Source organism: Pseudomonas sp. BF-B-26 (genome assembly GCF_019956495.1).
In the GTDB taxonomy this organism is placed as follows: Bacteria; Pseudomonadota; Gammaproteobacteria; order Pseudomonadales; family Pseudomonadaceae; genus Aquipseudomonas.
Genome location: NZ_JAHBDP010000121.1, coordinates 1 through 23,949, shown reverse-complemented (window position 1 = coordinate 23,949; position 23,949 = coordinate 1). Strand labels below are relative to the sequence as shown.

General features: G+C 57.2%; 22 protein-coding genes. 5 read left to right on the top strand and 17 right to left on the bottom strand.

Annotated features, from left to right (window positions below; genetic code table 11):
• From KGB03_RS27050 to KGB03_RS27000, 11 genes are all read right to left on the bottom strand, one after another.
• On the bottom strand, positions 1 to 400 hold a 400-nt coding region (locus tag KGB03_RS27050; protein WP_223530224.1), incomplete at its 3' end, for a tail assembly protein.
• A gap of 4 nt (positions 401 to 404) precedes the next feature.
• Positions 405 to 767, bottom strand: a complete 363-nt coding sequence (locus tag KGB03_RS27045) for a hypothetical protein (RefSeq protein WP_223530221.1) — start codon at positions 765 to 767, stop codon at positions 405 to 407.
• A 52-nt stretch (positions 768 to 819) separates the two neighbouring features.
• A complete protein-coding gene (locus KGB03_RS27040; protein ID WP_223530219.1) occupies positions 820 to 1,653 on the bottom strand; it encodes a hypothetical protein in 834 nt (277 codons plus the stop codon).
• A complete protein-coding gene (locus KGB03_RS27035; RefSeq protein WP_223530217.1) occupies positions 1,650 to 1,871 on the bottom strand; it encodes a hypothetical protein in 222 nt (73 codons plus the stop codon). Before KGB03_RS27035 ends, KGB03_RS27040 begins: the two co-directional genes overlap by 4 nt.
• Positions 1,858 to 2,277 (bottom strand): hypothetical protein, encoded by a 420-nt coding sequence (locus tag KGB03_RS27030; protein WP_223530215.1) that lies wholly within the window; start codon positions 2,275 to 2,277, stop codon positions 1,858 to 1,860. Before KGB03_RS27030 ends, KGB03_RS27035 begins: the two co-directional genes overlap by 14 nt.
• The gene (locus KGB03_RS27025) at positions 2,274 to 2,690 is read right to left on the bottom strand and encodes a DUF5681 domain-containing protein (RefSeq protein ID WP_223530213.1); all 417 of its coding nucleotides are present in this window, start codon (positions 2,688 to 2,690) and stop codon (positions 2,274 to 2,276) included. Before KGB03_RS27025 ends, KGB03_RS27030 begins: the two co-directional genes overlap by 4 nt.
• Before the next feature lie 885 nt (positions 2,691 to 3,575).
• Positions 3,576 to 4,241, bottom strand: a complete 666-nt coding sequence (locus KGB03_RS27020; RefSeq protein WP_223530211.1) for a hypothetical protein — start codon at positions 4,239 to 4,241, stop codon at positions 3,576 to 3,578.
• 297 nt (positions 4,242 to 4,538) lie between these two features.
• Positions 4,539 to 5,486: a toll/interleukin-1 receptor domain-containing protein gene (locus KGB03_RS27015; protein ID WP_223530209.1), complete on the bottom strand. Its 948-nt coding sequence runs from the start codon at positions 5,484 to 5,486 to the stop codon at positions 4,539 to 4,541.
• 54 nt (positions 5,487 to 5,540) lie between these two features.
• On the bottom strand, positions 5,541 to 6,203 hold the full coding sequence (locus KGB03_RS27010; protein WP_223530207.1) for a DUF4145 domain-containing protein: 663 nt from the start codon (positions 6,201 to 6,203) through the stop codon (positions 5,541 to 5,543).
• An 84-nt stretch (positions 6,204 to 6,287) separates the two neighbouring features.
• On the bottom strand, positions 6,288 to 6,554 hold the full coding sequence (locus KGB03_RS27005) for a DUF6953 family protein (protein ID WP_007934932.1): 267 nt from the start codon (positions 6,552 to 6,554) through the stop codon (positions 6,288 to 6,290).
• Positions 6,555 to 6,725, bottom strand: coding sequence for a YodC family protein (locus tag KGB03_RS27000; RefSeq protein ID WP_081499456.1), 171 nt, complete (start codon positions 6,723 to 6,725; stop codon positions 6,555 to 6,557).
• A gap of 572 nt (positions 6,726 to 7,297) precedes the next feature.
• Between KGB03_RS27000 and KGB03_RS26990 the strand changes: the two genes are divergently transcribed.
• The 4 genes from KGB03_RS26990 to KGB03_RS26975 are packed head-to-tail and all read left to right on the top strand — an operon-like array spanning position 7,298 to position 8,305.
• Entirely contained in the window at positions 7,298 to 7,483 is a 186-nt protein-coding gene (locus KGB03_RS26990) for a hypothetical protein (protein ID WP_223530203.1), read from the top strand.
• The gene (locus tag KGB03_RS26985; protein ID WP_223530201.1) at positions 7,480 to 7,740 is read left to right on the top strand and encodes a hypothetical protein; all 261 of its coding nucleotides are present in this window, start codon (positions 7,480 to 7,482) and stop codon (positions 7,738 to 7,740) included. Before KGB03_RS26990 ends, KGB03_RS26985 begins: the two co-directional genes overlap by 4 nt.
• Positions 7,737 to 7,982, top strand: a complete 246-nt coding sequence (locus KGB03_RS26980; protein WP_223530199.1) for a hypothetical protein — start codon at positions 7,737 to 7,739, stop codon at positions 7,980 to 7,982. The genes KGB03_RS26985 and KGB03_RS26980 overlap by 4 nt, the downstream gene beginning before the upstream one ends.
• Positions 7,979 to 8,305 (top strand): hypothetical protein, encoded by a 327-nt coding sequence (locus KGB03_RS26975; RefSeq protein WP_223530197.1) that lies wholly within the window; start codon positions 7,979 to 7,981, stop codon positions 8,303 to 8,305. Before KGB03_RS26980 ends, KGB03_RS26975 begins: the two co-directional genes overlap by 4 nt.
• 556 nt (positions 8,306 to 8,861) lie before the next feature.
• Here KGB03_RS26975 and KGB03_RS26970 read toward each other — a convergent pair.
• The 3 genes from KGB03_RS26970 to KGB03_RS26960 all read right to left on the bottom strand — a co-directional run bounded on the left by KGB03_RS26970 (position 8,862) and on the right by KGB03_RS26960 (position 9,887).
• On the bottom strand, positions 8,862 to 9,266 hold the full coding sequence (locus tag KGB03_RS26970) for a hypothetical protein (RefSeq protein WP_223530195.1): 405 nt from the start codon (positions 9,264 to 9,266) through the stop codon (positions 8,862 to 8,864).
• Between the two features lie 65 nt (positions 9,267 to 9,331).
• Complete coding sequence (locus KGB03_RS26965) at positions 9,332 to 9,568, bottom strand: helix-turn-helix domain-containing protein (RefSeq protein ID WP_186609160.1); 237 nt, start codon at positions 9,566 to 9,568, stop codon at positions 9,332 to 9,334.
• 118 nt (positions 9,569 to 9,686) lie between these two features.
• On the bottom strand, positions 9,687 to 9,887 hold the full coding sequence (locus tag KGB03_RS26960; RefSeq protein ID WP_223530190.1) for a helix-turn-helix domain-containing protein: 201 nt from the start codon (positions 9,885 to 9,887) through the stop codon (positions 9,687 to 9,689).
• Positions 9,888 to 10,074: 187 nt separating this feature from the next.
• On the opposite strand from KGB03_RS26960, the gene KGB03_RS26955 reads away from it, so the two are divergent.
• On the top strand, positions 10,075 to 10,560 hold the full coding sequence (locus KGB03_RS26955; protein ID WP_223530182.1) for a hypothetical protein: 486 nt from the start codon (positions 10,075 to 10,077) through the stop codon (positions 10,558 to 10,560).
• Here the strand turns inward: KGB03_RS26955 and KGB03_RS26950 are convergent.
• The 3 genes from KGB03_RS26950 to KGB03_RS26940 all read right to left on the bottom strand — a co-directional run bounded on the left by KGB03_RS26950 (position 10,557) and on the right by KGB03_RS26940 (position 22,653).
• Positions 10,557 to 11,768 (bottom strand): site-specific integrase, encoded by a 1,212-nt coding sequence (locus KGB03_RS26950; RefSeq protein WP_223530180.1) that lies wholly within the window; start codon positions 11,766 to 11,768, stop codon positions 10,557 to 10,559. The two genes, KGB03_RS26955 and KGB03_RS26950, sit on opposite strands and share 4 nt — an antisense overlap.
• 245 nt (positions 11,769 to 12,013) lie before the next feature.
• Positions 12,014 to 13,381 carry a lysozyme inhibitor LprI family protein gene (locus KGB03_RS26945; protein WP_223530178.1) on the bottom strand — a complete coding sequence of 456 codons (1,368 nt, stop codon included), beginning with the start codon at positions 13,379 to 13,381 and terminating at the stop codon, positions 12,014 to 12,016.
• 242 nt (positions 13,382 to 13,623) lie between these two features.
• Positions 13,624 to 22,653, bottom strand: a complete 9,030-nt coding sequence (locus KGB03_RS26940; RefSeq protein ID WP_223530170.1) for a VCBS domain-containing protein — start codon at positions 22,651 to 22,653, stop codon at positions 13,624 to 13,626.
• Positions 22,654 to 23,949: the final 1,296 nt, after the last annotated feature.

Below are 23,949 nucleotides of genomic sequence, written 5' to 3'. Positions count from 1 at the left end.
CTCCCACAGCCCCCCAAGCTCCGCCCGCGGCAAACCCACCCACTCCGCCGGTCGCGATCGTGGCCACAAGTATTAGCGCAACACCGATGATTGTTTGCAGGCTCCCAGCGCGCTTGCTGCCGCAGATCACCGGCACAATGCGTATTTCCCTGGCGCCTCCGAGGTCGAGCTCCACCTCACCGACGTTCCTCCGATTTCGGAATATCGCGAACTCAAGCCCCATGTGTTTTGCGGTTGTGAGATACCGCGCGAAGCCTGGATGGTTTACATCAATCGCCTTCACTGCCTCGCGCACATCACCGGTCGACAACTCGTAGGTGTGTTCACGTCCGAACAACTTCGCGGCCGATCCGCCGAGCAAAATTCGAGTCTTAGTGCCGTAGCTGGTGGCCATGGCCATAACGTTACTCCAGTGCGCCCGTGGCGCTGTTGGTGGGGACTTCCACGCCCAGGCGGATGGCGAGAAGCGATCGCGACATACGCGCCTGATCAAATGTCACCTGCTCGCGCCGCGGGTCGTAATTCCAAATTCGGTCGTAGATCACTTCGTAGGCCCTGGCACCCCGGAACGTTCCGCGCATCAGATCGGCAGATACCCTCGCTTCGTCCTCGGTGAAGAAAGGACCGTCAATGGTCACCTTCTGGCCATCGCGGACGTGCTGGACATCCCACACCAGGTAGCCAGAATCCGGCCCCTGTTTAAGTGGGTACGATGCAAAGCGATTTGTCTTGCACGCCTCGATGAAGCGTTCTTGGTAGGTGGTCAAGGCTGGGCTCCTGGGGTGACGGCCGCACTGTGACGGCCGCTCGCCGATCTGATTAGGCGGCTTCGGATTCTTCCGGGGCTGCTTTGGATTTGCCTCGGGTCGGGATCTTGTCCAGCCAGGCGCGCAAGGCTTCCGAACCGTCACACCCGGACCGCCATTTTTCAAATCGACCGGCATAGCCCGCTGAGTTCGCAACCATTCCGCTGAGCGACACACCGACCTGAGACGTAGTGGCGAGCACATCGTCATAGACCGCCAGCATCTGACTCAGCGCTTCCAGGTCGTCAGCCCGTGAAGCGGCGATACCAGCCCGGGAAAGGCTCGCTGCTGATTCAGCATTGAGGCCAGAAAGCATTGGGTTTGCCCGCAAAACAGCCTCAACAATTTCAGGGTGGCCGCCTTGCCGCGCATCGGCCATCAGGTTGCGGCGCTCATCCGCTCCGAGCCCGCGAACGAGGGCTCTCAACTCTTGATCGGCCAGAAAGCCCACGATGTCGGTGCTGGTGCGCGGGGCGACAGGCGAGAAGCCCTGCGTGACCGTCTCGGCCAGGGTGAGCATATCTTTTGCGACGGCCTGCATTGCCGGGAGCAGGGCAGCGGTCACACCCTCGATTTTCTCCTTGCTCATTCGCTCAATCGCGGACGCGTTGAAGTCTTTATTTTCGCGAATCGATGCAATGTCTTCGCCCGCGTCCTTGAACGTCTCCAGAGCGAGAGTGTGGAGGTGGCGAGCCGATTTCATCAGGCCGCCGGCTTGCCAGGTGCCCTTTGTCCCGTCGGGGCGCTGAATGGAAAAAGTTTGAGCCTCGATGCGTGAGTGCTCGTACTCGGAGTAGTGGAGGTTGGCCAAGCCAACCTTAAGAGCTGATCTTTTGCCTATTTTCATTGAGTTACCTTTTGATTGTGTTGGTCTTGATTCGGCCAGTATTGGTCTGGGGCTTCGCCCAAGATTTCGAGTAGGGATACTTCCCCCCGAACACCGCCTCCGCCGGCAGCCGCGGCGCTCAACTCGTCCATCAAATCGCTGATGTTTCTAACGTCGTTGTTGTATTGAGCGTTACCGGTCTGCTGCTTGAGCTTGGCGATTTGGCTACGGACGCTCATTGCGAGCCTCGACGATCTGGAGGTACTGATCAGCCAAGTAATCAACCAGGCTCATACCTTCGGCCGGCCGCTTGAGTTGCCACGCACCGTTGGGAGGGGAGGGGCGCATATCCATAATTCCAACTTGTGCAGGATTCCCTGAGCGCTCCACAGCGCGAACATGAAGAATCATTGCCTTGGCCATATCCTCGGCTTCTGAGCTGTTCATCTCGCAGCAAGGGAAATAGAGCGGGACGTTCAAGCCGGCGATGCGATAGTCGACGACATGACCAACTGTTTCCGGAAGGTCCATTGGTGTCTTGCTGCAATTCACGACTGCGAGGACGATCAGCACCACCATTTCTTCATCTGCGCCGACCTTCTCGGCGATGCGCTTAATTTCAGCCTTTAGTGCCTTGAGGCTCATTGCTGCATTCCCTCCATCTGTTTGCGGAGTTCTTCGACAGCCTTTTGCAGTTCAGCAACCTCGATCACCCGGGCGACGGCACCCAAGCCCTCGATGAGTGACTTGCCTTGGTCGGGTGCGAGTTGGCCACTGGCAATGGCGCGCATGATCGATCGGGCTGCGCTGGGCAGGTCCGTATCGTCGAGTTCGAATTGAACGGGTTCGGAGGTCGGCTTGATTGGCGGCACCAGGCGTTCAAGGATCAAACGGCAGGCCTGCATATCTCCTTTCTTGGCCGCTGCCAGCACCTTCTTTGTAACGGCGTCTGCGCCCTCGGCCAGTCGGGCACGGATTTCCTGCGTCTGGCCAGAACGTCCCCCGGGATTACCTGATTGGCCGGGCTTCCATTTTCCGCCCTTGTCGCGCTCAGTCATGCGGTGGGCGATTCCATAGCAATGACCGGTTTGTTTTCTGCGAGAGCGATCAGCAGTGCGGATGCTTGAACGCTTCCGTCGGCCGCGGCTTCGCGGAGTCGACCCCAGGCCGCTGCAACTTCAGAGCGAGTTGGTTTGTGCTGGCGTCCTCGAGCGGGCTTGGCTGTGTTCATGGGTGGCCTCGGATGGGGTTTTGAATGGCTCAAAAACTCACATTAGGCATGATCTGATCATTTATCCAGTGCTTTTTAGGTGCACTCTAGGTGCTACACTTAACCGGATTAAACGGGACTGAAATAGTTGGTTTTGGCGGGATTGGAGAGGGCGTTTTTGTTGCAGTAAATCGGGAGGAGGCAAAGTGATACGCGGCCGGTGTTTCGGCTCAGTCCGACCTCGGATTGAGGACGGAGCGGGGAGGGCTGACAGCCCATTTTGGTATGGCAGGTTCCGCGCCACGTTTTGCGAGATTTGAAAACGTGGCGCGGATATTTGGTTCCGCGGCGGAACTACCGAGCAATCCTCGTCAGTCGATCGAGTGTTGATGTCATTGCAATACCTGTTCCAGCCTGCTGTCAGGAGGAGCGGCGGCCAAGCAGGCCAAGTGGTCCGAGTCGGCTCATTTGGTCTGTCTCGAAGGGAAAGGGAGAGGGCACCATCTCGGGTCTTGCGGCAAAGGTATGGTGATGTTGACCACTCCACTGTGTGGATTCCTACACAGTGTGTTGCTTTCGAAGCTCTATGGCGTTTTCAGCGCGCTCAGTGAGACCAAAACGTCTCAGTGAGACCGACCTTGGCACACAGGGGGCATTATTACCCGCCGACTGTGTACTAAGCTCTTACGGCTCGGTGGTAAGGTGCTACGAGAACAACAGATTTTCCCGGCGTTTAATCGGTTGAGGCAAGAGGAAGTGAATCAGGTTTTGGTTGTTGGTTTTGTGGTGCTAGTCTTTCTACTTTGAGTTTATGTCCGTAATGGCAGTGGTAGTCGATATTAACCTTTACTTCGGAAGAGTAGGCCAGCACTAATTCCTGAGCTTGAGCGGTGGATATACCTTCTCTAGAGAAATTTATCTGAATTAAAATTTTCTCTTCCCCTTTGTCTATGGCGTCACCCTTCTGCGGAAAATATGCCAAGCAACGTGTTGCTCCTTTGGTGTTGAACCTAGTTCGAGCGTGCGTTTGGATGGTTTTTAATAAGGTACCTCTAACTATTTCTCCGTCCTCACCAATAGAAATCGAGAAATCCTCAATCAAAGCTGGTCCGAGCCCAGAGTTTTTTACCATTAATGTAAAGGTGTAATAGCCTTCAAGCTGAATGCTTGAAATAGGTGATTTTATAACTAAGTGGGGTTTTACTAATAGTCTATTGTGTTTTCTAGTTGCATATGACTGATAGAGTGCGACCCCGAAACCTAATGTGGCAATAACTAGTGTTAAAGACGTTCCGAGTGGGAGGCCCCATCCCAAATTAACTGAGAGCCCAACTAGTGTGCCAATTAAAAAAGATAGGAGCAGTGCCAAGAGTATATTAGTTATTGATAAGTGTCGCATTGAATATATCTACCTTAGTTCGCGCTTTGGGTGGCTCATGGCCATCATGATAGTCAGAGCCCAGGCTCTCCGCAAATATCTTTCTGTTAGGTGGAAGGTCGGGAATTCAGGCTTCCGTCTGATCTAGCCTAAGCGCTGGGCTTGCTCAGATTTGAGCACGCCGCAAGAGACCCAGATTTGGGCCTTTCCTCTCCTCGAATTTGAAATCCAGATGGGGCAGATTTGAGATCCGACCCTTAGCCAAGGCATTAGGCAAATCCACCTTCCAGGTCAGAGTTCTGATTGCATTCAGTGCAGCTACTCTTTAGGCGGAAGCAATGTATCTAGCACTTTAACGCCATATTCGTTTGCGAATAATGAAACGATAATGTCGTTCGCATCAAAGATAAAGGATTCCGTTTTTTTTGTCATTGCGAAGAAGCTCTTCGCTAGTATTGCTCCACCTTGTTCAATTGCCTCAATATGATCAACGTCCGTGCGGTGGGGGAAGAATGCCGATAAAGCTGCGGTTCCAAGCGCGCGCATCCCTTTAGATGGTGACCAATGATCCCAATGCCAGATCCCTTTAGAAGGGCAGTACGTTTCGTTTTCGTTTTCGTTGCCCAGCATATACCCCCATTCTTTGCTATCCCACATCCACTGCGGGGGAATAAGCGCTTTTCTTAACGGGTCAAGTACTTCGTGGGTGCTGGCGTTGCCGATTAGTGTCATAGGTAAATCACAAAAATATGACTCTGCTCTGTCGCGGATGTTTGCAACTCTGATTTGCTCCGCCAGACAAAGTGTAATGTCAGCTTGCGTAGCACCATTCGCCACCTGAAGTATGACAGGGCCAAGCGTGAGTCCTCTTCGGTGGTGGTCAGATAGGTCTAAGTAAGTCCTGCTGCTGAGTAGTTTAGGTAGGCTATTTTTGCAGCTGGCGTCGATTATAATTGGAATTATATTTACTTCGTCATCATCTGCAAGGTTATCCATCATAGAAAGCTCTCGGTATAGGCCAGAGTTGACTTTTTGTGATGAAGCTAGATATTCATTGTCGCAAATGCAGAATATTGTTATTGGTCTTTTGCTGAGTGCATTAGATATCGTGCTGTCAATAGTTTTTCCGTAGGGGATACTATCTCTATCCCAGAATACTTCGTACTGCCAAGATAGGTAAGAAATTATATTGTTTCTCATCCATTCCTTTTTTTCTAGTGCGCCGCCCCACGCATAAGAGATGAAGATATTGCCTTCCGTTTTCATTGATATTTTCCGTAAATCCAAATCACATGGCATTTTTTAAAGTGCCAATGGGTATCATTGGAGAGTCATCGTAAGGAAACGCTCCACGTCATCAATCATGCCTTTCACATCCCCGGCCGTGAACTCCTCTGGTTTACCATGCGCGGCACTGTTACGGATTGCAGCCAAAGCGGTGATCCGCTTTTTCTGACTGGCGTTGTATGCGCCGGCCTTAGCCAGGTCATCGTTCATTTTGTTGAGGCTACCGTGCTCTAGCTCATGGGTAGAACACAGATCGCGCAAAGTTGTTTCGAGCACAACTCCAGCAATGACTGCCGCTGCTGTTGCGTAACCTGACTTGAGGAGCTCTTCCGCTTGCTCAAGTTCGCTGGTGAACAACTCTGCCTGAACAAGATTACGGATGGTGTTGAGGTAGCCGCCTTCAAAATCATCTTTTGCCGCCAGAAATATCGCTCGTTGCCGTGTAAGAATGTCGTAGTTTGTGAGTCCGCCCGGTACGTTAACAGCGTTTTTCAAGCTTTCTAAATGGTGAGAGTTTTCCCCGCACACCCCGAGCAATAGAGTCTTTGCTTTGATCTGCCAATTGAGTAAGTCATTCTGGTCGACGTAGTCGGCTGGACGGCCAGTCAGTACGTTTCTGGATGTTGTTCTAGCGGAGGCGATACTCTCAACCTGGGCTACAAGCTCGGCAAATCGCTTATCGAAAAGCTTCGTCATTTCGAATTCCTTTTTCTAATCGTTTGGCTTGACGCGCTGTCATTGGAAACAGGCCGCCAATAGCCGGCGGCCTGTAGTGTCACATTAACCTCTAGCGTCACGTCCTGGCTCATCCTCTGCAACACGGAAACGCCAGTAACGATCTGGTTTGACCCATACGACGCTATCCGGGGTCAACTTGCGGAAAGCAGCCAGTACCGTCTTGCCAATGACTTGATTACCTTCGGCGTTTTCGGCTAGCAAGTCCTCACGACCAGCAGTTATCAGATGGTCGACCACGTCGTCTTGATAAATACAGTCTTCTCTCTGGATTTGATCCAGCATCCAAACTGCAACGGAGTCCGCATCCATTTAATTCCCCGCTTTCTTAACCAGCTCGATCGTTTCGACGTGAAATGCACCCCTCTCAAGCTTTTTCCCTGCGAACCACTGACAATTAAGGTGCGACCTGTCTATGGAATAGACGGTCATGTCAGGCCCTCCAGACTTCAGTTTAACGATGGTTCCTATTGCAAATGCCATAGCTTCAGTTCCTTTGTGGAGCTCTCGTCCAGAGCTGCCTGAAACAATACTTGTGATTCCAACTGGCCACAACGCAGCTGTTCGATGCGTTCGATGTCTAGAGAACACTGCTCAGGGGGAACTGCATTGTGCCCGGCCTGGGAAAGGTAGGGCTGCAAGTATTTTGCACTCTGCTATTGCGTTACCCGTAACAGGATGACATTATCGATTTTCGTTACGGGTAACGAGGCAGCCATGACAGACGAAAAGAAACCGAAAGGCCTAGCTGAGCGTCAACGCCAGTTCAGAGAGCGGCAGCGAGAAGCAGGGTTCGTACAACGGACTGTGTGGATTCACAAGGAAGCAGAGGAGCAGGGGAGGAAGGCGGCATTAGATGGCCGGCCATGCGAGCCAATGAGCACCAGGCATCCACTGAGCTGGGCTATGGGCTGGATTGACGAAAAGGACAGGCAAGACCCGGACTGACTTTTCAGCTCGGTAGGCGGTGGGAGAATCCCACATTTGAGAAGGTGCCAACCCGGTGCGCGAACACCGGGATGGCGATCACACGACGACGCTTAGAGGCACACGTCATGCAATTTAAACAGAATATCATCCAGATCCTCGATGTGCGTGGGGAAATTATTGGCACCATGAAACTGCCGGCCGACATCAAGCTGGCGGATCTGGCCCCGCTGAAAATGCTGGGCGCCATCAGCGTGAAGGTGGTGCCTTGCGCCGCTCCCTTTGGCGGAATCAGCGTAGGGGGTGTGCAATGAGCATCAAGACGAAAGCGCAGAGCTACAAGCAGATCGCAGACGAGGCTGTTTTCCAAGTCGACTGTAGCCGGGAGTTCGCCGACTGGATGCTTGCGCTCATGACAGCGATCCGCGACGACCACAAGCACTCTGCAGGGCGCAACTCGGCCGGGCTGTCCAACCTTGGGGCGTATCTCTCCGAAACACACCTGGCCGACGCTGAGCAGGCCTTCGATCAGCTCACCGAAAACCTGCTAAGCCTTGGAGGTGCACAATGAGCCAGACTCCTGCCAGCATCGCCGACGAGGCTCTTGAGCTACTGCGCGCCACTCACGAACGCATCAACAATATGCGAGTGCTGTTCAACGCCATCATCAAAGACCTGAAGCACGGCAAGTCGCACGATATCGAAGAGTTGGCCAACCTCGGCAGTTTCCTGGGCTACGACTGGGCAAACTACGTCGACTGCGAAGTCGGAAAGATGCAGATAGAGCTGGGCGCCGCGGAGGTGGCCAAATGAGCGCAGCTATCCGATCACGAGACGACTTGAGCTTCACCCCGCGCGATGATGCCAGTCGGCTCATCAATTGGCCGCGGTATAACTACGGGGTGCCTGGGGACTGGGAGAAGGGTATCGCCTGCTTCGATGCAGAGATTGCCGAGCTGGCTACCCACGATGAAACGGAAGCGTTCCATGCGATTCAGTTCGCGATCGTGGGAATGGGCGGGCGGTGCACAAGCCTGGAGACGGGATTCATCGATCGCGTAGCCCGGGCGGCGGTGATTGGTCTGCGTTCGCTGCGTGCTGGTGCTGAGCAGTTCGCTCCTGCAGACATCGACTGACAAACTACGAAAACATCGTAGTAACCAAGGCACTACCCCGTAACAGGGTGGTGCCTTTTTGTTTGTTGGAAGTGAGGCAGCTCCGAACGGAAGGCAGGCGAATTTGAAATCCATGTGGCGCCGGATGCGGGGACGGCTCTCTTTGTGGCTGCTTAACCGGTGTGGCCTTTCTCAACCTGGTAGATCAAATCCTTTCTGACCTCTTCGGCGCATGGGCGACACATTCCGATCATCGTCCAGGGAAGGAAGGTGACCACTATGAAGATGTACCCGTTTGCACGACTGCAACTGCCTGCATACCGGTGAGTGCAACGGGCTTGTTTGTATGTCTGGGCAACCATTTTAAATACCCGTGGTGGTGTAATTAATAAGGGTGGGATTTTTTCCCATTAGCCCCTGCTCTGGAGGCCCCGGTTTTATTGGAATCCACTGGGAAAAATTCCCAGTACTCAAACCAACCACCGAAACAACCGGACGCAACGGGACAAGTGGCACACCCAGCACTAGGAAAAATTCCCAGTACCACGCGGAAAAATTCCCACCGAAAAACTCGAATTCAAACGAACTTAAATCTTGGCGGACCAGGGCTGACCTCGAGCTCTTTACCCGGACAATCATCGATCTTTGCCCAGGTGATGGCGTACAGCGCACACCGAGCCATACCCTGCTCCCGGCCACCTTTACGACTTTCCCGGGTACGGATGATCAAGCCCACTTCGATCAGCTCAGCAAGGGCAGACGCAAGCGTCTTGGCGTCCATAGGCCGGCCCTCGGCCATCATTGATGCCGTGCAAGACAGATCGCCGTTGTTGCGGCCGTTGTAGTTCCTGGCCAGCTTGATCAGCACGGTTACCGCCTTAGTCGACAGATTGTCGAAGGCGTCACTGATCAGCAGTCGATAGGGCAGGGCCAGCACTCGACCGCCGCCAAAGTCGACCTTGTAGGATTTCTTTCTGGCCATTCAGCGGCTCACAGGCAGGTGCGAGCGCTCCCCCCTAAAACCGGGGGGAGCACTGCATATCTGGTTTAGGACGCTTCGCGCATGAGGATGTATTTCGCGACGCGGTGAGGCGGGCGGCCTGGCTCTGTGGACTGATGCGTCCAGTAGGTGCGGATCTCGAACCCCTTTTTCCTGAGGCGGCGGATCGTGTTTGGAGGCTGAACGATATCCAGATCTTTGGCCGCTTCAATGGTCGACACCGGGCCGTTTCGCAGCGCCTCGATCATCTTGCGGTCTTGCTCGGTTGAAGAATGGCGTGTCATAGTTTGCCCTTCACGTTGGTGCTATCCAGTGTGTTTTCGCTAAGGCGGTGCTCGAACACCGCCTTGGCAATCTTCTGCGCAGCCCTGCGCGATACTTCACCCTTATTGTTTTTGCACTTCACCGCGCACCGTCCTTTGCTGCGCGTTCGATAAAGGCCTTGAGCTCGGATGCGAGAGCCAGGCGCCGACGGCCGATTTTGAAAGTCTTGATTTCACCTCGAGCGATCAGCTCGTAAGTTGCCGACCTGGAGATACCCAGAATCCGGGCAGACTCCTCAACGCTTACCGAAAGCGGTGACATTTGTTGAGCGTGTTCCATGGTGATTCCCCAAAAATCCGGTCCCTGAATAGGCGCCAGTCGCTGCTAGCTTACAGCGCATAAATCTATCAGTGCAAGCAAATGCTAAACAGTCTCGTGCTTGCACGGATTGACAGTGGTTTGCGTGTCGCGCAAGCTGTGGTCATCAGGTCAGCTAAGCTGACCTTTACAGAGCAGATGGAATGGTATGGCCACTAAGACAAGTAAGCGGACTGGTGAATCGAGCACGACGGTGAGCGTGGGAATCAGGATTGATCCTAAAATCAAGTTTGCCTTGGACATAATGGGACGACTGCAAAAGCGTTCGCTGACGGCTGTGATTGAGTGGTCGATTTCGCAGGCCATCGACCAGCAGTCGACAGACCATAATGGAACTTCACTGTCCACGGTGCTTGATATGGTTTGGTCAACAGACGAGTCGACTCGCTTAGTCATGCTCGCCATTCACCTTCCTCAGGCGCTCACCTATGACGAGTTGCGAGTCTGGGAGACTATCAAGGTTAGTTCCTACTTCTGGGTCAAATACCCAGACCTTTCTTTCGATAACAACCCTGACAGACTGGACATAGCTGCTGTGCGTGCAGGTTGGAGTGACCTCATGGCGCATGTGGAGCTCTACAGGGCGAGCAGCACCATCACGCCGATAGATGAAAAGAACATCATCCCGTTCTAAATAAGCTCAACTGCGGCCGCCTTCGTGCCTGGCGCAAGATGCGCATAACGCAGCGTCATCTTGATATCGGCGTGCCCCAGCAGATCCCGTACAGTGTTGAGCGGTACGCCGGCCATCGCCAGCCGTGACGCGAAGTCGTGTCGCATATCGTGCCAGCGGAAGCTCTCGATCTTGGCGCGCTCCAGCAGATTGAGCCAGGCACTTTTAACATCCTCCAGGCGGCCGCCGGCCTGACTCGGGAAAACATATCGAGACTTCCCGACCTGCTTTTTCCAATCCCCCAGTACGCCGAAGGTTTCCTTATTCATCGGGATATGCCGCGTGTCGCTCGTTTTGGTGGTGGCGCCGGCGGCGGTTATCGTCTTCGTTTGGAAGTTCACCGCTGACCATTTCAGGTCGAACAGCTCGCCGCGCCTCATTCCGGTATTCAGCGACACTAGCACCATGGGCTTCAGGTGATCGGTGAAGGGCAATTCCAGCAAGCTCGGCATCAATTCTTTGCCGCGGTCTGCCCGCCACTTGTTCGCAGTCTCGCGCTCGGCCCGCGCTTCGTCTTGGCGCGCGTCCAGCGCTTCGCGCAGGCGCTTGGTCTCATCGGCATCCAGATAGCGGACCAGCCCCATGGAGTCGACCTTGAGGGCTTTGAGTTTGTCCATCGGGTGGGCGCTGATGTACTCCCACTCAACAGCTCTACTGAATAGGCCGCTGATCGAGCCCATTTTGCGGTTGACCGTTGATGGCTTGTTGCCTGACTGCATCCATCCGGTGCGGATCTGGTCTAGGTCGCGGCCGGTGATCGCGTCGAGACGCTGAGACATGATCGCCTCGAAGTTGTTGTCGAGCGTGTGCAGGGTTTTCTCGTGCCCTTTGTGGTGCGTCTTGAACCAGGGCATATAGGTGTCGTCGATGAACTGGCGCAAGGAGGGCAGGGCGGCGCCTTTCCGCCCTTGGGCGACGGCCAGCGGCTCCCCGTGGGCATGCGCATCGGCCAGGTACTGGGCGGCCTCGGTGCGCGCTTGATCGAGCGTCACAACCCCAACGCGGCCGAGGGTGGCATTCTTGTTGCGGCCCCAGGTGACCATGTACGATTTATGCCCGCTCGGCAGCACACGGATGAACAGGCCGGGCTGTACAGTGTCATGCACGCGGTAAGCCTTCGGCTCAGTGGCCAAGCTGTTGATGAGTTTCTGGGTGATCTTCGTTTTCAAGCAATACAGCTCCGTGACAGCACCGTGGCAGCAAAAATAACTATACGGGGCCATTTTTACGGACGCAACCGGACGAAAAGCCCCGTAATTACGGGGATACCTCAAGCCTGGTAGCTTATAAATTGACCCTCCTAAGGGGAAGGTTGGCAGTTCGAACCTGCCCTGGGACACCATAAATTTGAAAGCCCCACGCAGAGTGATCTGGTGGGGCTTTTTTGTGGCTGTCTACAGCGGTGGGTAACTGACTAAAAGTTTTCAGCCCCACCTTCGGCCTTGCCAATCGATGCGCTCACTCGTGTGATATGTCGACGTCCATAGACCGAATAACTGCGTGCCTGGTCTTCAGATCCCGGTTTGCGCAACGTCAGTTGGGCAAACAGTCCGTCCTTGTCGCTGTAGCTCCCGTACCAATTGATCAGTCTTGCGATGAAGCACTCATTGCCGATGACCACCGGCATATCGGCGACGGGTTCGACCGCGTAGTAACTCGCCCCGAAGCTGTAATAGTCATCACTGTCTTGTACTGAAGAGGGGATGGGGCAGATCGGGGTTTTCTGCTGGCCAGTCTCCAGGGCATCATTTGCATTCACTTTGATCAAGGCTTTCGCGAGTACCATTTGCAGGGCGGGATCCAGTTCGAAAGGGGTGGTGCCGTCCTCCAGATATTGAGTGTGGGGCACTGTCAGTTGATAGTCGTAGCGAACGGTCAGTGTAGGCACTTCGTTGTTGATCTTCAGGGGATTGAGAAGAAAGATCTGGTCAACGCCGTAGCTACCGTTTCGGTAGGCGAAGTACATTTTTCCGCGAACCTTGATCCAGTTCACGGATTGGTTGGCGCCGCGGTCATTGGTATGGAAAAGTGGGCCGGATTCATGAGCTGGCCCCGATGTTGTGCTGATGAACCGATCTTCATTGCGACGGTAGGTTTCTGTGTAACTGAACATCCCGGTGCCGCCAGAATAGGTTTCAACGATGAGGTCACGCTGTCCGTCGCCATCCATATCCATCAGCGTGTATGTGGTCTGCCCGGATTCAGCGGCGCCGTCGATGTCGGACGCTTTCAGTGCCTTCCACTCGTCCCCCGTGACATTTTGGGGAATGGTCTTGGGAAAGAGGGATTGCTCATCTTCACCCGAGGCGCCAGAGAATGACGTTGCGCCGCTGTCGAGCGCCATAGAGTCGAGTGCCCGCTCCAACGCAAACTCCGGGTTGTCCTTGCTCAGGTCCTGGATGCGTTGTTGCAAATCCTCCATCACTTGTTTATCGACGTCGTCGGGTTGGTAGGCAACGGCGTCGACCCATTGCGCATACAATGCCTGCAAGCGTTCGCGATAATGTTGGTCCAGGCAGGCGACGTCTTCGACGCATTCATTGCGCACTTTCAACCACTGGCGCTGGGATCTCTTCAGTTCAACCTGCGCCTGCGAAGTGGCGTTCATCAGCGTTCGATAGGCCGAACCCATTTGCGTATCCAGCTCATACAGCCCCTTGTTTGCGCAAATTGTATTTTCGACAGCGTTTGCCGCTTTTGTGCAGTCCATTCCGGTCGCTAGTGCATGCTGGAAAAACAGCAGCGCGCAGACAGACACGATGTAGCGTCCTTTGATGTACACGATGAAATCCTTTTCCAGGGAGGTACACATTAAACTATGAGACGCAGCCTAAAGGTTCATCTAACGTGTTGCATCCACCGGTTGAATCCACAAACAGCTCTGCAAAAGTAGACTCTGCGATCGGGCTCGACCAGCAGGGGCGGCGGTTTCGTGCAGCGTGACCTAAGGAGTTGAGTAGCCAGATAATGGTTCGACCTGCCCTGGGACACCACTATCAATAACTGCTCAACTCCAGCCCAACATCAAGCCGTCAGCGTATGGTCAGCCTCCCCAAACCAGGTACGCACCAGATCGGTACCGCTCGTGCCCGTGTGGGCAAGAACCGCCACATCGGCGAAGTTTGTACCATTGGCTGCGCCATCGACATCCACCTTCACGGTGATGTCGCTGCCGGACTGCGCCAGTTGGACAAAGTCGGACACCTGGCTGGTGCCGTTAACGAAGTTGGCGTTGAGCAGCGCGGAGAGGTCGACTGTGTCACCTTCGGCGAAGTTGTAGTCGAGAATATGGTCGCCGCCTTCATTCACGTTGAAGTAGGCGAACACATCGGCTCCCGCGCCACCGCTGAGCGTGTCCTCCCCGCCACGACCCACAATGATGTCGTTGCCGTCGCCGCCACTGATTACGTCCGCCGCCATAGTCCCCACCAGTGTGCCGCTGGATTCGCCGTGGTAACTGACCTGGGTGCCGGCCTCGCCGCCGTCGGTGGCCTGGAAGTCATTCACCGAGTAGTGCCCCAGCAGATTCACTTCAGCCCGGTGCACACCGTCATCCACCGTCAGCAGGCCACCGGCGCCAGAGGCGTTGGCGTTGTAGCTGAGTTGGGTGTTGGCGCCGAAGGCGAGATCGCCGAAGGTCAGCATGTCATCGCTTTCCAGACCGAGGATGCCGACCAGCGAGCCCGCCGCTTCGGCCTGTGCGATCACTAGCGTGCCCGCACCTTCGCCGTGGAAGGCGACTGAGGTATGGGCGGTGCCATCGAAGCTCAGGGTTGCGTCGCCGTCGATGGTGGCGCTGCCATTGCCGGTCACGTCGGCCAGCAGGTGCAGGTCGCTACCATTGGCCCACAGGTGGCCGGAGTTGTCGACCGCACTGGCCACCGTCATCCCGCCTGTACCCGTAGATTCCAGCACTCCGCTGTTGGTTATGGTGTGGGTGCCGGTGTCGAGCACCAGGCTGTTCACTCCGCTGGCCAGGATCAGCCCCGCATTGACCAATACCATCTGCCCGGCGCCCAATTGGCCGGCGCCGGAAATGCGGTTGTCGACGTTGGTCAGCACGGTGTCGGTGCTGCCACCGAAAATCACGTTCTGCGCACTGTCGGATAGCTGCACCTGACCGCCACCGGTCAAGGTTGCGCCACGAAACAGAATCTCAAGGTGGGTCGCACTGCCGACGGAGCCGAGCTCGATCGTGCCGCTGTTATGGATGCTGCCACCGAACGGCATGATCGCGCCGTCGGCAATGCTGAGGGTACCGGTGTTGTTGGTGAGCGGGTCCACATCGAACTGGAAGTTCGCTTCGCTCAAGTCCGCCGCATCGACACCTTTGAGGGTGACCGTCTGGTCGGAGCCGATGTTGATTAGCGCATCGCCGTTTGCGTCGTTAGCGATGCTCAAGTCAGCATAACCAGTGACACCGGTGAAGCCGATCAAGTCGATCTTGTCCGCCGCCGCATCGAAGCTATGGATGACGTTATTGCCAATCGGCTGGGCGAACACGAACAGGTCGGCGCTGCTGGAACCGGTGAGGTTGTCGTCCGCTGACAAGGCGAAGATTGGCGAGCCAGGAGCGTAGGCCTCGACGTTGTCACGAATGACTTCGCTTTCCACCGTGCCATCGGCATTGGTCCAGGTCATGGTGACCGGCAAAACCCTGGCGCCCACGAAATCCGCGGCTGTCGTGACCGTCAATGTGTCCAGGCTGCTCTGATCCACCGTCCAGGTGCCATTACCATTGTCGGAGCCCTGGTTCAGGGTCCAGCCTGCGGGAAGACCGGAAATGCTCACCGTGGTGACACCTGCGTGAGTCACCGCATCGGCCAGGCCCAGGTTAATCGGACTGCCGGCAATACCGGCTGGACCGAAGGTATTGTCATGGACAACGATGTCTGAGGCTGTGATGTTAGCGACCCCGGCCAACGTCGTAACGTTGTTCAGCGTTGCCACTTGTACCCGACTCGCCGTATTGCTCCAGTCTGTGTCAAACCAGATTTCGCCCTTGCCGGTCGTCGAGTTGAATACGATCACGTAGGTGTTGGTGGCACCGCCGCCAGTGCCGGTTGTGATCTGTGCCGTCGTCTGCGAATTCGAGTCGATCACATCAACCTTGTTGTCGTCATTGTTGTTGATGTTGCTGATGCTGTTGCGGGTTTGAAAGTCGGCGGAGAGCAGCGCTGTACCGGAGGAACTCCCGACGGTTGTGAAGCCGACACCACCCGTCACGGCACCACCCAGGAAGCCAATTTTGTCGGTGTTGTCCGTGTAGTCGGTGATCGTGTCCGTGCCACCGTTGGTGCGCAACCGGAATTGGTCAGCCCCACCATTACCGGTCAGCGTATCGTTGCCCGCCTGGCCGTTGATGGTGTCGGCCCCGCTGCCGCCGCTGATGTTATCGACGCCGGATGAACCATTGATATTGAAGGCCTCGGTCTGGTTGCCAAGGTTGAGCGTCAGCCCGGAAGTCGTCAGCGTCACGTTTTCGATATTGGCGATCTGGGCATTGCTGGTGCTGGTGAAGTTCGCGCTGACGTTGAGCGTATCGGTATTGGTTCCGCCGTCGAGCAGCGTGTCGTTCTGCGCACCGTTGATGATGTCGTTGCCACCCGCCGCACTGATGCTGTCTGCGCCGGTGCCGCCGGTGATGGTGTCGACACCCGAAGAACCGGTAATGGTGAAGCCTTCGGTCTGGTTGGAGAGGTTCAGGGTCGCAGCCGTTCCGATCAATACATTCTCGATACCGGTAATTTGCCCGTCGCTTGTGCTCGTGAAGTTGGGACCCGTACCCAGGGTGTCGGTGCCAGTACCGCCATCCAGCAGTGTGTCGTTGTCAGTGCCAAAGATCGTGTCATTCCCGCTGCCTGCGACGATTTGATCGGCACCCGAAGTACCAAAGATGGTGAAGCTTTCGGTTTGAGCGTTCAGGGTCAGTACTCCTGACGCTGCGGTGAGTTGTATGTTTTCAATATTCGCGATCTGGCTGTCGCTCGTATTGACGAAGACACTGCCGACATTGAGGGTATCGGTTCCGGTGCCGCCGTCGAGCAGGCGGTCATTCGCCGCGCCGACGATCACGTCGTTGCCCGCGCCGCCAAAAATCCAGTCAGCACCGGCACCGCCGGACAGATTGTCCGTGCCACCGAAGCCGTAGATCGCTGTGTCGGAGCTGCCCGCCGAAAAATTGTTGCCCGCGCTCGTGCCGAGATAGAGCTCCACTACGCCCGCCGCGACACTGCCATCTTTCACCTGCAAGGTACCCGATACCACGGAGCCTTGCTCCACGGGGGACAGATTCGTACTGGCGCCGCTGGTGATCGAGGGGGTGCCGAACGCTGCGGCAAACGGACTCTGCAGCGACAGCGTCGCATTGTCCGGGTCGGCCGCGACGAAGCTGATCGACGTCTCGGTTATGGCCAAGCCAGAAGTCGTCGGTGCGTCGTTGACTGCCGACACCGTGACGGTCGTTGTCGCGACATTGCTGGCATGGTTGGCCGCCGCCCCATCATCCACCTGGAAGCTAATGGTGCGCGCCGTCGTTGAAGGGTTGTCGCTACTGTTGGAGTAGGTCACCGAGCGCAGTGCGGCCTGATACTGCACCACCGTCGCGGCTCCGGTCAGTGTCAGCACGCCAGTGCCAGCGTTGTAGCTGCCGGTAATGCCATTCTGGTTGGTGAACGCGAGTATGTCTTGACCCGTGGCGAAGTTACTGGTGATCGATACTGTGGCGCCCGTCAGGTTGCTACTGTCGATATCGGTGATCGTCAGCGCCGAGTTGATCGTCGTCGCTACCTGGTTTTCTGTGTATGACAGCGACCCACCAGCCGTCATTACCGGCGCATCGTTAGTCCCGGTGATGTGGACGGTGACCGAGGTGAGGGTGCCGTCGGTACTGCTCACCGCGAAGGTGTCGGTGTAGGTGGTGCCGGCTACGAACTCGTTGTAGGCGGAATCGGCGACGTAGCTCCAGGCACCATCAGTGCCGAGGGAGAACTGGCCATAGCTGCCGGCGGTGTTGCTCTGGGCGACGAAGGTTGCGGCGCTGTCGACGTCGCTGATGCTGAGGGGGCCGGTGGTGGTCAACGGGGCATCGGTTTCGGTCAGCGTGACGCTGGCCGAGGACAGTACCGCGGCATCGTTGCTGCCGAGAATATGGACGGTGACCGAGGTGAGGGTGCCGTCGGCGCTGCTCACCGTAAAGGTGTCGGTGTAGGTGGTGCCGGCGGCGAACTCGTTGTGGGCGGAGTCGGCGACGTAGCTCCAGGCACCATCGGTGCCGAGGGAGAACTGGCCGTAGCTGCCGGCGGTGTTGGACTGCGAGACGAAGGTCGCGGTGCTGTCGACGTCGCTGATGGTGAGGTTGCCGTTGGTGGACAGTGGGGCGTTGGTTTCGGTCAGGTTGGCGATGTCGGCGGACAACACCGCTGCATCGTTGGTCCCGTTGATATGGACGGTGACCGACGTGAGGGTGCCGTCGGCACTGCTCACCGCGAAGGTATCGGTGTAGCTGCTGCCGGCGGCGAACTCGTTGTGGGCGCTATCGGCGACGTAGCTCCAGGCCCCGTCGGTGCCGAGAGAGAACTGGCCATAGCTGCCGGCGGTGTTGCTCTGCGCGACGAAAGTCGCGGCGCTGTCGACGTCGCTGATGGTCAAGGTGCCAGCCGTGGTCAGTGGAGCATCGGTTTCGGTCAGCGTGACGCTGGCTGAGGACAGCACCGCCGCGTCATTGCTGCCGGTGATGGTCACCGTCACTGCGGTCGCGGTGCCGTCGGCACTGCTCACCGTGAAGGTGTCGGTGTAGGTGGTGCCGGCGACGAACTCGTTGTGAGCGGAGTCGGCGACGTAGCTCCAGGCACCGTCAGTGCCGAGGGAGAACTGGCCATAGCTGCCGGCGGTGTTGGACTGGGCGATGAAGGTTGCGGCGCTGTCGACGTCGCTGATGGTCAGGGTGCCGTTGGTGGTCAGCGGGGCGTCGGTTTCAGTCAGCGTGACGCTGGCCGAGGACAGCACGGCAGCGTCGTTGCTGCCGAGAATATGCACGGTGACCGAGGTGAGGGTGCCGTCGGCACTGCTCACCGTGAAGGTGTCGGTGTAGGTGGTGCCGGCGACGAACTCGTTGTGGGCGGAATCGGCGGCATAGCTCCAGGCACCGTCGGTGCCGAGGGAGAACTGGCCGTAGCTGCCGGCGGTGTTGGACTGGGCGATGAAGGTTGCGGCGCTGTCGACGTCGCTGATGGTCAGGGTGCCGTTGGTGGTCAGCGGGGCATCGGTTTCAGTCAGCGTGACGCTGGCCGAGGACAGCACCGCCGCGTCATTGCTGCCGGTGATGGTCACCGTCACTGCGGTCGCGGTGCCGTCGGCACTGCTCACCGCGAAGGTGTCGGTGTAGGTGGTGCCGGCGGCGAACTCGTTGTGGGCCGAGTTGGCAACATAGGTCCAGGCCCCGTCGGTGCCGAGGGAGAACTGGCCATAGCTGCCGGCGGTGTTGGACTGGGCGATGAAGGTTGCGGCGCTGTCGACGTCGCTGATGCTCAGGGTGCCGTTGGTGGTCAGTGGAGCATCGGTTTCGGTCAGCGTGACGCTGGCCGAGGACAACACCGCAGCGTCGTTAGTCCCGTTGATCTGCACGGTGACCGAGGTGAGGGTGCCGTCGGCGCTGCTCACCGCGAAGGTGTCGGTGTAGGTGGTGCCGGCGACGAACTCGTTGTGGGCTGAGTCGGCGACGTAGCTCCAGGCACCATCGGTGCCGAGGGAGAACTGGCCGTAGCTGCCGGCGGTGTTGGACTGGGCGACGAAGGTCGCGGCGCTGTCGACGTCGCTGATGGTCAGGGTGCCGTTGGTGGTCAGTGGGGCGTTGGTTTCGGTCAGCGTGACGCTGGCCGAGGACAGCACGGCGGCATCGTTGCTGCCGAGGATGTGGACGGTGACCGAGGTGAGGGTGCCGTCGGCACTGCTCACCGCGAAGGTGTCGGTGTAGCTGCTGCCGGCGACGAACTCGTTGTGGGCTGTATCGGCGACATAGGTCCAGGCACCGTCGGTGCCGAGGGAGAACTGGCCATAACTGCCGGCGGTGTTGCTCTGGGCAACGAAGGTCGCGGCGCTGTCGACGTCGCTGATGGCCAGGGTGCCGTTGGTGGTCAGCGGGGCATCGGTTTCGGTCAGGTTGGCGACGTCGGCGGACAGCACGGCGGCGTCGTTGCTGCCGAGAATATGCACGGTGACCGAGGTGAGGGTGCCGTCGGCACTGCTCACGGTGAAGGTGGCGGTGTAGGTGCTGCCGGCAGCGAACTCGTTGTGGGCAGAGTCGGCGACATAGCTCCAGGTGCCATCAGTGCCGAGGGAGAACTGGCCGTAACTGCCGGCGGTGTTGGACTGGGCGACGAAGGTCGCGGCGCTGTCGACATCGCTGATGCTGAGCGTACCAGTGGTGGAGATGTCGGCGGCGGCATCGGTTTCGGTCAGCGTGACGCTGGCCGAGGACAGCACGGCGGCATCGTTGGTCCCGTTGATATGGACGGTGACCGAGGTGAGGGTGCCGTCGGCACTGCTCACCGTAAAGGTGTCGGTGTAGGTGCTGCCGGCAGCGAACTCGTTGTGGGCAGAGTCGGCGACATAGCTCCAGGTGCCATCAGTGCCGAGGGAGAACTGGCCATAACTGCCGGCGGTGTTGCTCTGGGCAACGAAGGTCGCGGCGCTGTCGACATCGCTGATGGTGAGGTTGCCAGCCGTGGTCAGCGGGGCATCGGTTTCGGTCAGTGTGACGCTGGCCGAGGACAGCACGGCTGCGTCGTTGGTGCCGCTGACGGTAACGGTCACCAGTTGAGTGTCCACGCCACCCTGGCCATCGCTGACCTGCACGCTGAACACTTCATCGTGACTCTCGCCCGCCTTCAGCGACTGCACCGCACTGGCGACGCCATCGGTGCCATTGGCCAGGGTGTAAGTCCATTTTCCGGTGCTGTCCACCGCGATCGAACCGTAAGTGCCCGAAGCCGAGCCATTGATGGTCCAAGTGGACGTGGCAGCGTGATCGATGTCGGCCGAGCTGAGCTGGCCACTCACGCTGAGCGTGGTGTCTTCCTGCACTGCACCGGCATCATTGCCCGTTGCGAAGCTGAGTACGGGCGCGTCGTTAGTGCCGATGATAGTGATGGTGACAGTCTGCGTCGCCGAGGCAGCGTTAGCCGCGCCGCTATCGTCGGTCGCGACCACCGCGTAGGAGAAAGTGATGGTTTCACCTGCACCGAGGAAGTCGAGGTTCTGATGGCTGCTGTAGTCCCAGCTGTTCTGGTCGACCGAGAAACCGGCTACCAGCGCCGAGGCCACGCCCGCATTGAGCACGCCAGCGCTCCAGACGATGTCGTTGTTAGCGGTCTGCGACACGGTCACTGTGTCGGTGCTGTCCAGATCGGCAAAGCTCAGGGCTCCGCTGTCACTCAGGGTGGCCGTGCCGTTGCCTTCGTTCATCGCTCCAGTGCTGTCGACAATCGTCAGCGTCGGCTGGTCGTTGGTGCCGGTAATCGTAATGGTCACGGTCTGCACCGTACCGTCGCCTATCGCCACGTTATAGGTCTGGGTGCGAGTCTGGCCTTCGCCGAGGAACTGCACCGCGGCGTTGTTCACCGCGAAGTGCCATCCCAGCGAACCACTGCCCGTGCCGGTGCTGTCGCTCAATGGATCGGTGGTGAAACTGCCCAAATAGCCGGAAGCGCCCGGTGTGACGCTGACGCTATGGGTGTCGATCAGGTCGACGTCACTGAAGGTGATGCTGCCGTTGGCTGCGTAGTCGCCGCTGTCTTCCTTGGCATCGCCGGCTTGCACGCCGCTGGTGATCTGTACCTGATCGTTGGTGCCGGTAATGGTAATGGTCACGGTCTGTACCGCGCCGTCGCCGATCACCACGTTATAGGTTTGAGTGACGCTCTGGCCTTCGCCGAGGAACTGCAGGGCGGTGTTGCTCACCGCGAAGTTCCAATCCAGCGAACCACTGCCCGTTCCGGTACTGTCGCTCAGTGGATGGAGGGTGAAGCTGCCCAAGTAGCCGGAAGCGCCCGGCGTGACGCTGACGCTGTGAGTGTCGATCCGGTCGACGTCGGTGAAGGTAATGCTGCCGTTGGCTGCGTAGTCGCCGCTGTCTTCCTTGGCATCGCCGGCCTGCACGCCGCTGGTGATCTGCACTTGGTCGTTGGTGCCGGTGATGGTGATAGTTACATTCTGCGTTGTCGTCGAGCCATGCCCATCATTGAGGGTGACCACATAGGTTTCGGTAGCAGTCTGACCCTGGGCCAGATGCTGGGCTGCCGCATTATTCAGGGTGTAAGTCCAGTTAACGGTGCCGTTTGCCGCGTTGGCCGCTTCACTCACTGGCGCAAGGACGAAGTTGCCCAGCGCTGTGGTGTTGCCTCCCGCCGCCACGAAAGAGGCGGTATGTGTGTCGCTCAGGTCGACATCGTTAAAAGCAATAGTGCCTGTCGCATTCAGCGAGTCGGTCAGGCTCGACGTTGTAGTTGGTTCCTCGGTTACCGTGCCGGACTGTGCGCCGATGCCTATTGTCACAGCGTCATTCACGCCAGCGAATTGCACCTGCGCAGTGGCCCAGCTGAGCGTGCCGTTACCCAGACGAATCGCATAGGTAAAGCTGTCTGTCAGGGAGCCTCCGGCAGCAAGTGACTGGAGTTGTGCCTTGAAAGCAGTCGACAACGTAGCGGCGTCGTAGCCGACCTTGCCATCCGACGAAATCCAGATCTTCGCCCCGTTGAAACTGGTGTCAGTGCTCGTCGCCTCAATTCTGCCCGTGTCCTGGATCAGGAGGTCGGCCGGCGCATAAATCTTGGTGGCAGTAGAAAGACTGGTCGCGTCATCGAGTGACCAAAGTGTCTTTGCGTTGCCGCCGAGGTCATTGGACATGACGTCCAGGTATACGACTCCCAGCAGGTCTTCAGTGATGGCCGCGGTGCTCGCGCCAATAACACCGGTAGTGAAAATGTCGTCCTGCGCTTGCGCAGTGTTGGAAAGCGAAGTAACGGTGCCGCCGCTGGTCGTTGTGGTGGTAGCCATGTCTTTCTCCCGGAAATGCCATTTTTTATTTTTAGAATCGTTAGGGACTGCTAACAGGACGATGTCCCGTTCTTGCGCCGCTCAGGTTGTTCTGGGGCGGTGCGAGGCGGCCGTCGGACATCGTCGGCCAGCTGACGGGACAAGCGCTGCCGGTAGAGCCGCGCGGGTATTGCGGGGGTGGAAATGTTCGCCGCGCTTGAGCCGCGGATCGCAGGACAAGTCGGGCGAACGTGGACGCCAGCCTGGGGCTGCGCTGCGCATGGCACGCAATAGACTGAGAGTACCCATGTGGAAGGGTCTCCTGGAGAAAGGCTGGGTGAGGCCGTGTTTTGGGGTAGCACCGACTCAGGGATACGGCCTTTCCTGATATCAGTTTGATGTTGTTTAGTTGTGGGGTCAGGCTTTGTAAAGGTGTTAAGCGCAGTTAACAGTGCGGCGTGCCAATATTCCGACGGATGGGTATTTCGGTGTCAATATTATGTCGATTTGTTTTTGGCGAATGGGTCGTGAGCGCTCAACAATGGCGTGTCTCGAATGAGCTGAAACCCCAATGGGAAGTGGGCTGCCTGAGTCATAAACGTTGGGATACCCGTCATGCCGGTCTCGATGGCTGCTCGAACCACGATAGATAGGTGTTAGGTATAAAGGCGCGCAGGGTAGGGGAGGTCGCACCTTTACGGCCTTGGGGGGCTGCCAGTGGTTCGCCGTGCTCGTGGGTATCGGCCAAATAGCGGGCGGTTTCCTGGCGGGCCTGCTCGAGCGTTATCTTACCGACACGGCCAAGGGGGACGTTCTTGTTCCGTGCCCAGGTGATCCTAATAGCTCATATGCCCACTGGGCAGTACGCGGATGAATTCGCTCTGGCCACAATTGCGCCTGCCGCGGGCAGTGCTGTTCTATTGGCCGCCCTTGGATGGTTGTCCAGGACCTGGATAGGGAAACGCCTGAACGTTAGCATCAGACCTTGGACGTTTTCATAGAGGTACCCTGGGCTCCTTTATAAGGAAAAGAATTTTCAGGTGGGGGGTTGACCGCGTATTTTAATACTGTACTATTCGCCTCCCGCTAGCGAGCAGCTTGATGTTGCTTCTAGTCTAAGTAATTGATTTTATTAGAAGATCAGAAGCTTTTAAGGTTGCTACTTGGGGATGTGTGCTGTAGAGTGCGCCCCTCGGTTGAGACGAAAGATCTTAACCAACCGCTCTTTAACAACTGAATCAAGCAATTCGTGTGGGTGCTTGTGGAGTCAGACTGATAGTCAACAAGATTATCAGCATCACAAGTTACTCCGCGAGA

Excerpts from the sequence above, each read along its gene's own strand:
- KGB03_RS27040 (WP_223530219.1), bottom strand. The coding sequence starts at position 1,653 with ATGAAAATAGGCAAAAGATCAGCTCTTAAGGTTGGCTTGGCCAACCTC.
- KGB03_RS27035 (WP_223530217.1), bottom strand. The coding sequence starts at position 1,871 with ATGAGCGTCCGTAGCCAAATCGCCAAGCTCAAGCAGCAGACCGGTAAC.
- KGB03_RS27030 (WP_223530215.1), bottom strand. The coding sequence starts at position 2,277 with ATGAGCCTCAAGGCACTAAAGGCTGAAATTAAGCGCATCGCCGAGAAG.
- KGB03_RS27025 (WP_223530213.1), bottom strand. The coding sequence starts at position 2,690 with ATGACTGAGCGCGACAAGGGCGGAAAATGGAAGCCCGGCCAATCAGGT.
- KGB03_RS27020 (WP_223530211.1), bottom strand. The coding sequence starts at position 4,241 with ATGCGACACTTATCAATAACTAATATACTCTTGGCACTGCTCCTATCT.
- KGB03_RS27015 (WP_223530209.1), bottom strand. The coding sequence starts at position 5,486 with ATGAAAACGGAAGGCAATATCTTCATCTCTTATGCGTGGGGCGGCGCA.
- KGB03_RS27010 (WP_223530207.1), bottom strand. The coding sequence starts at position 6,203 with ATGACGAAGCTTTTCGATAAGCGATTTGCCGAGCTTGTAGCCCAGGTT.
- KGB03_RS27005 (WP_007934932.1), bottom strand. The coding sequence starts at position 6,554 with ATGGATGCGGACTCCGTTGCAGTTTGGATGCTGGATCAAATCCAGAGA.
- KGB03_RS27000 (WP_081499456.1), bottom strand. The coding sequence starts at position 6,725 with ATGGCATTTGCAATAGGAACCATCGTTAAACTGAAGTCTGGAGGGCCT.
- KGB03_RS26990 (WP_223530203.1), top strand. The coding sequence starts at position 7,298 with ATGCAATTTAAACAGAATATCATCCAGATCCTCGATGTGCGTGGGGAA.
- KGB03_RS26985 (WP_223530201.1), top strand. The coding sequence starts at position 7,480 with ATGAGCATCAAGACGAAAGCGCAGAGCTACAAGCAGATCGCAGACGAG.
- KGB03_RS26980 (WP_223530199.1), top strand. The coding sequence starts at position 7,737 with ATGAGCCAGACTCCTGCCAGCATCGCCGACGAGGCTCTTGAGCTACTG.
- KGB03_RS26975 (WP_223530197.1), top strand. The coding sequence starts at position 7,979 with ATGAGCGCAGCTATCCGATCACGAGACGACTTGAGCTTCACCCCGCGC.
- KGB03_RS26970 (WP_223530195.1), bottom strand. The coding sequence starts at position 9,266 with ATGGCCAGAAAGAAATCCTACAAGGTCGACTTTGGCGGCGGTCGAGTG.
- KGB03_RS26965 (WP_186609160.1), bottom strand. The coding sequence starts at position 9,568 with ATGACACGCCATTCTTCAACCGAGCAAGACCGCAAGATGATCGAGGCG.
- KGB03_RS26960 (WP_223530190.1), bottom strand. The coding sequence starts at position 9,887 with ATGGAACACGCTCAACAAATGTCACCGCTTTCGGTAAGCGTTGAGGAG.
- KGB03_RS26955 (WP_223530182.1), top strand. The coding sequence starts at position 10,075 with ATGGCCACTAAGACAAGTAAGCGGACTGGTGAATCGAGCACGACGGTG.
- KGB03_RS26940 (WP_223530170.1), bottom strand. The coding sequence starts at position 22,653 with ATGGCTACCACCACAACGACCAGCGGCGGCACCGTTACTTCGCTTTCC.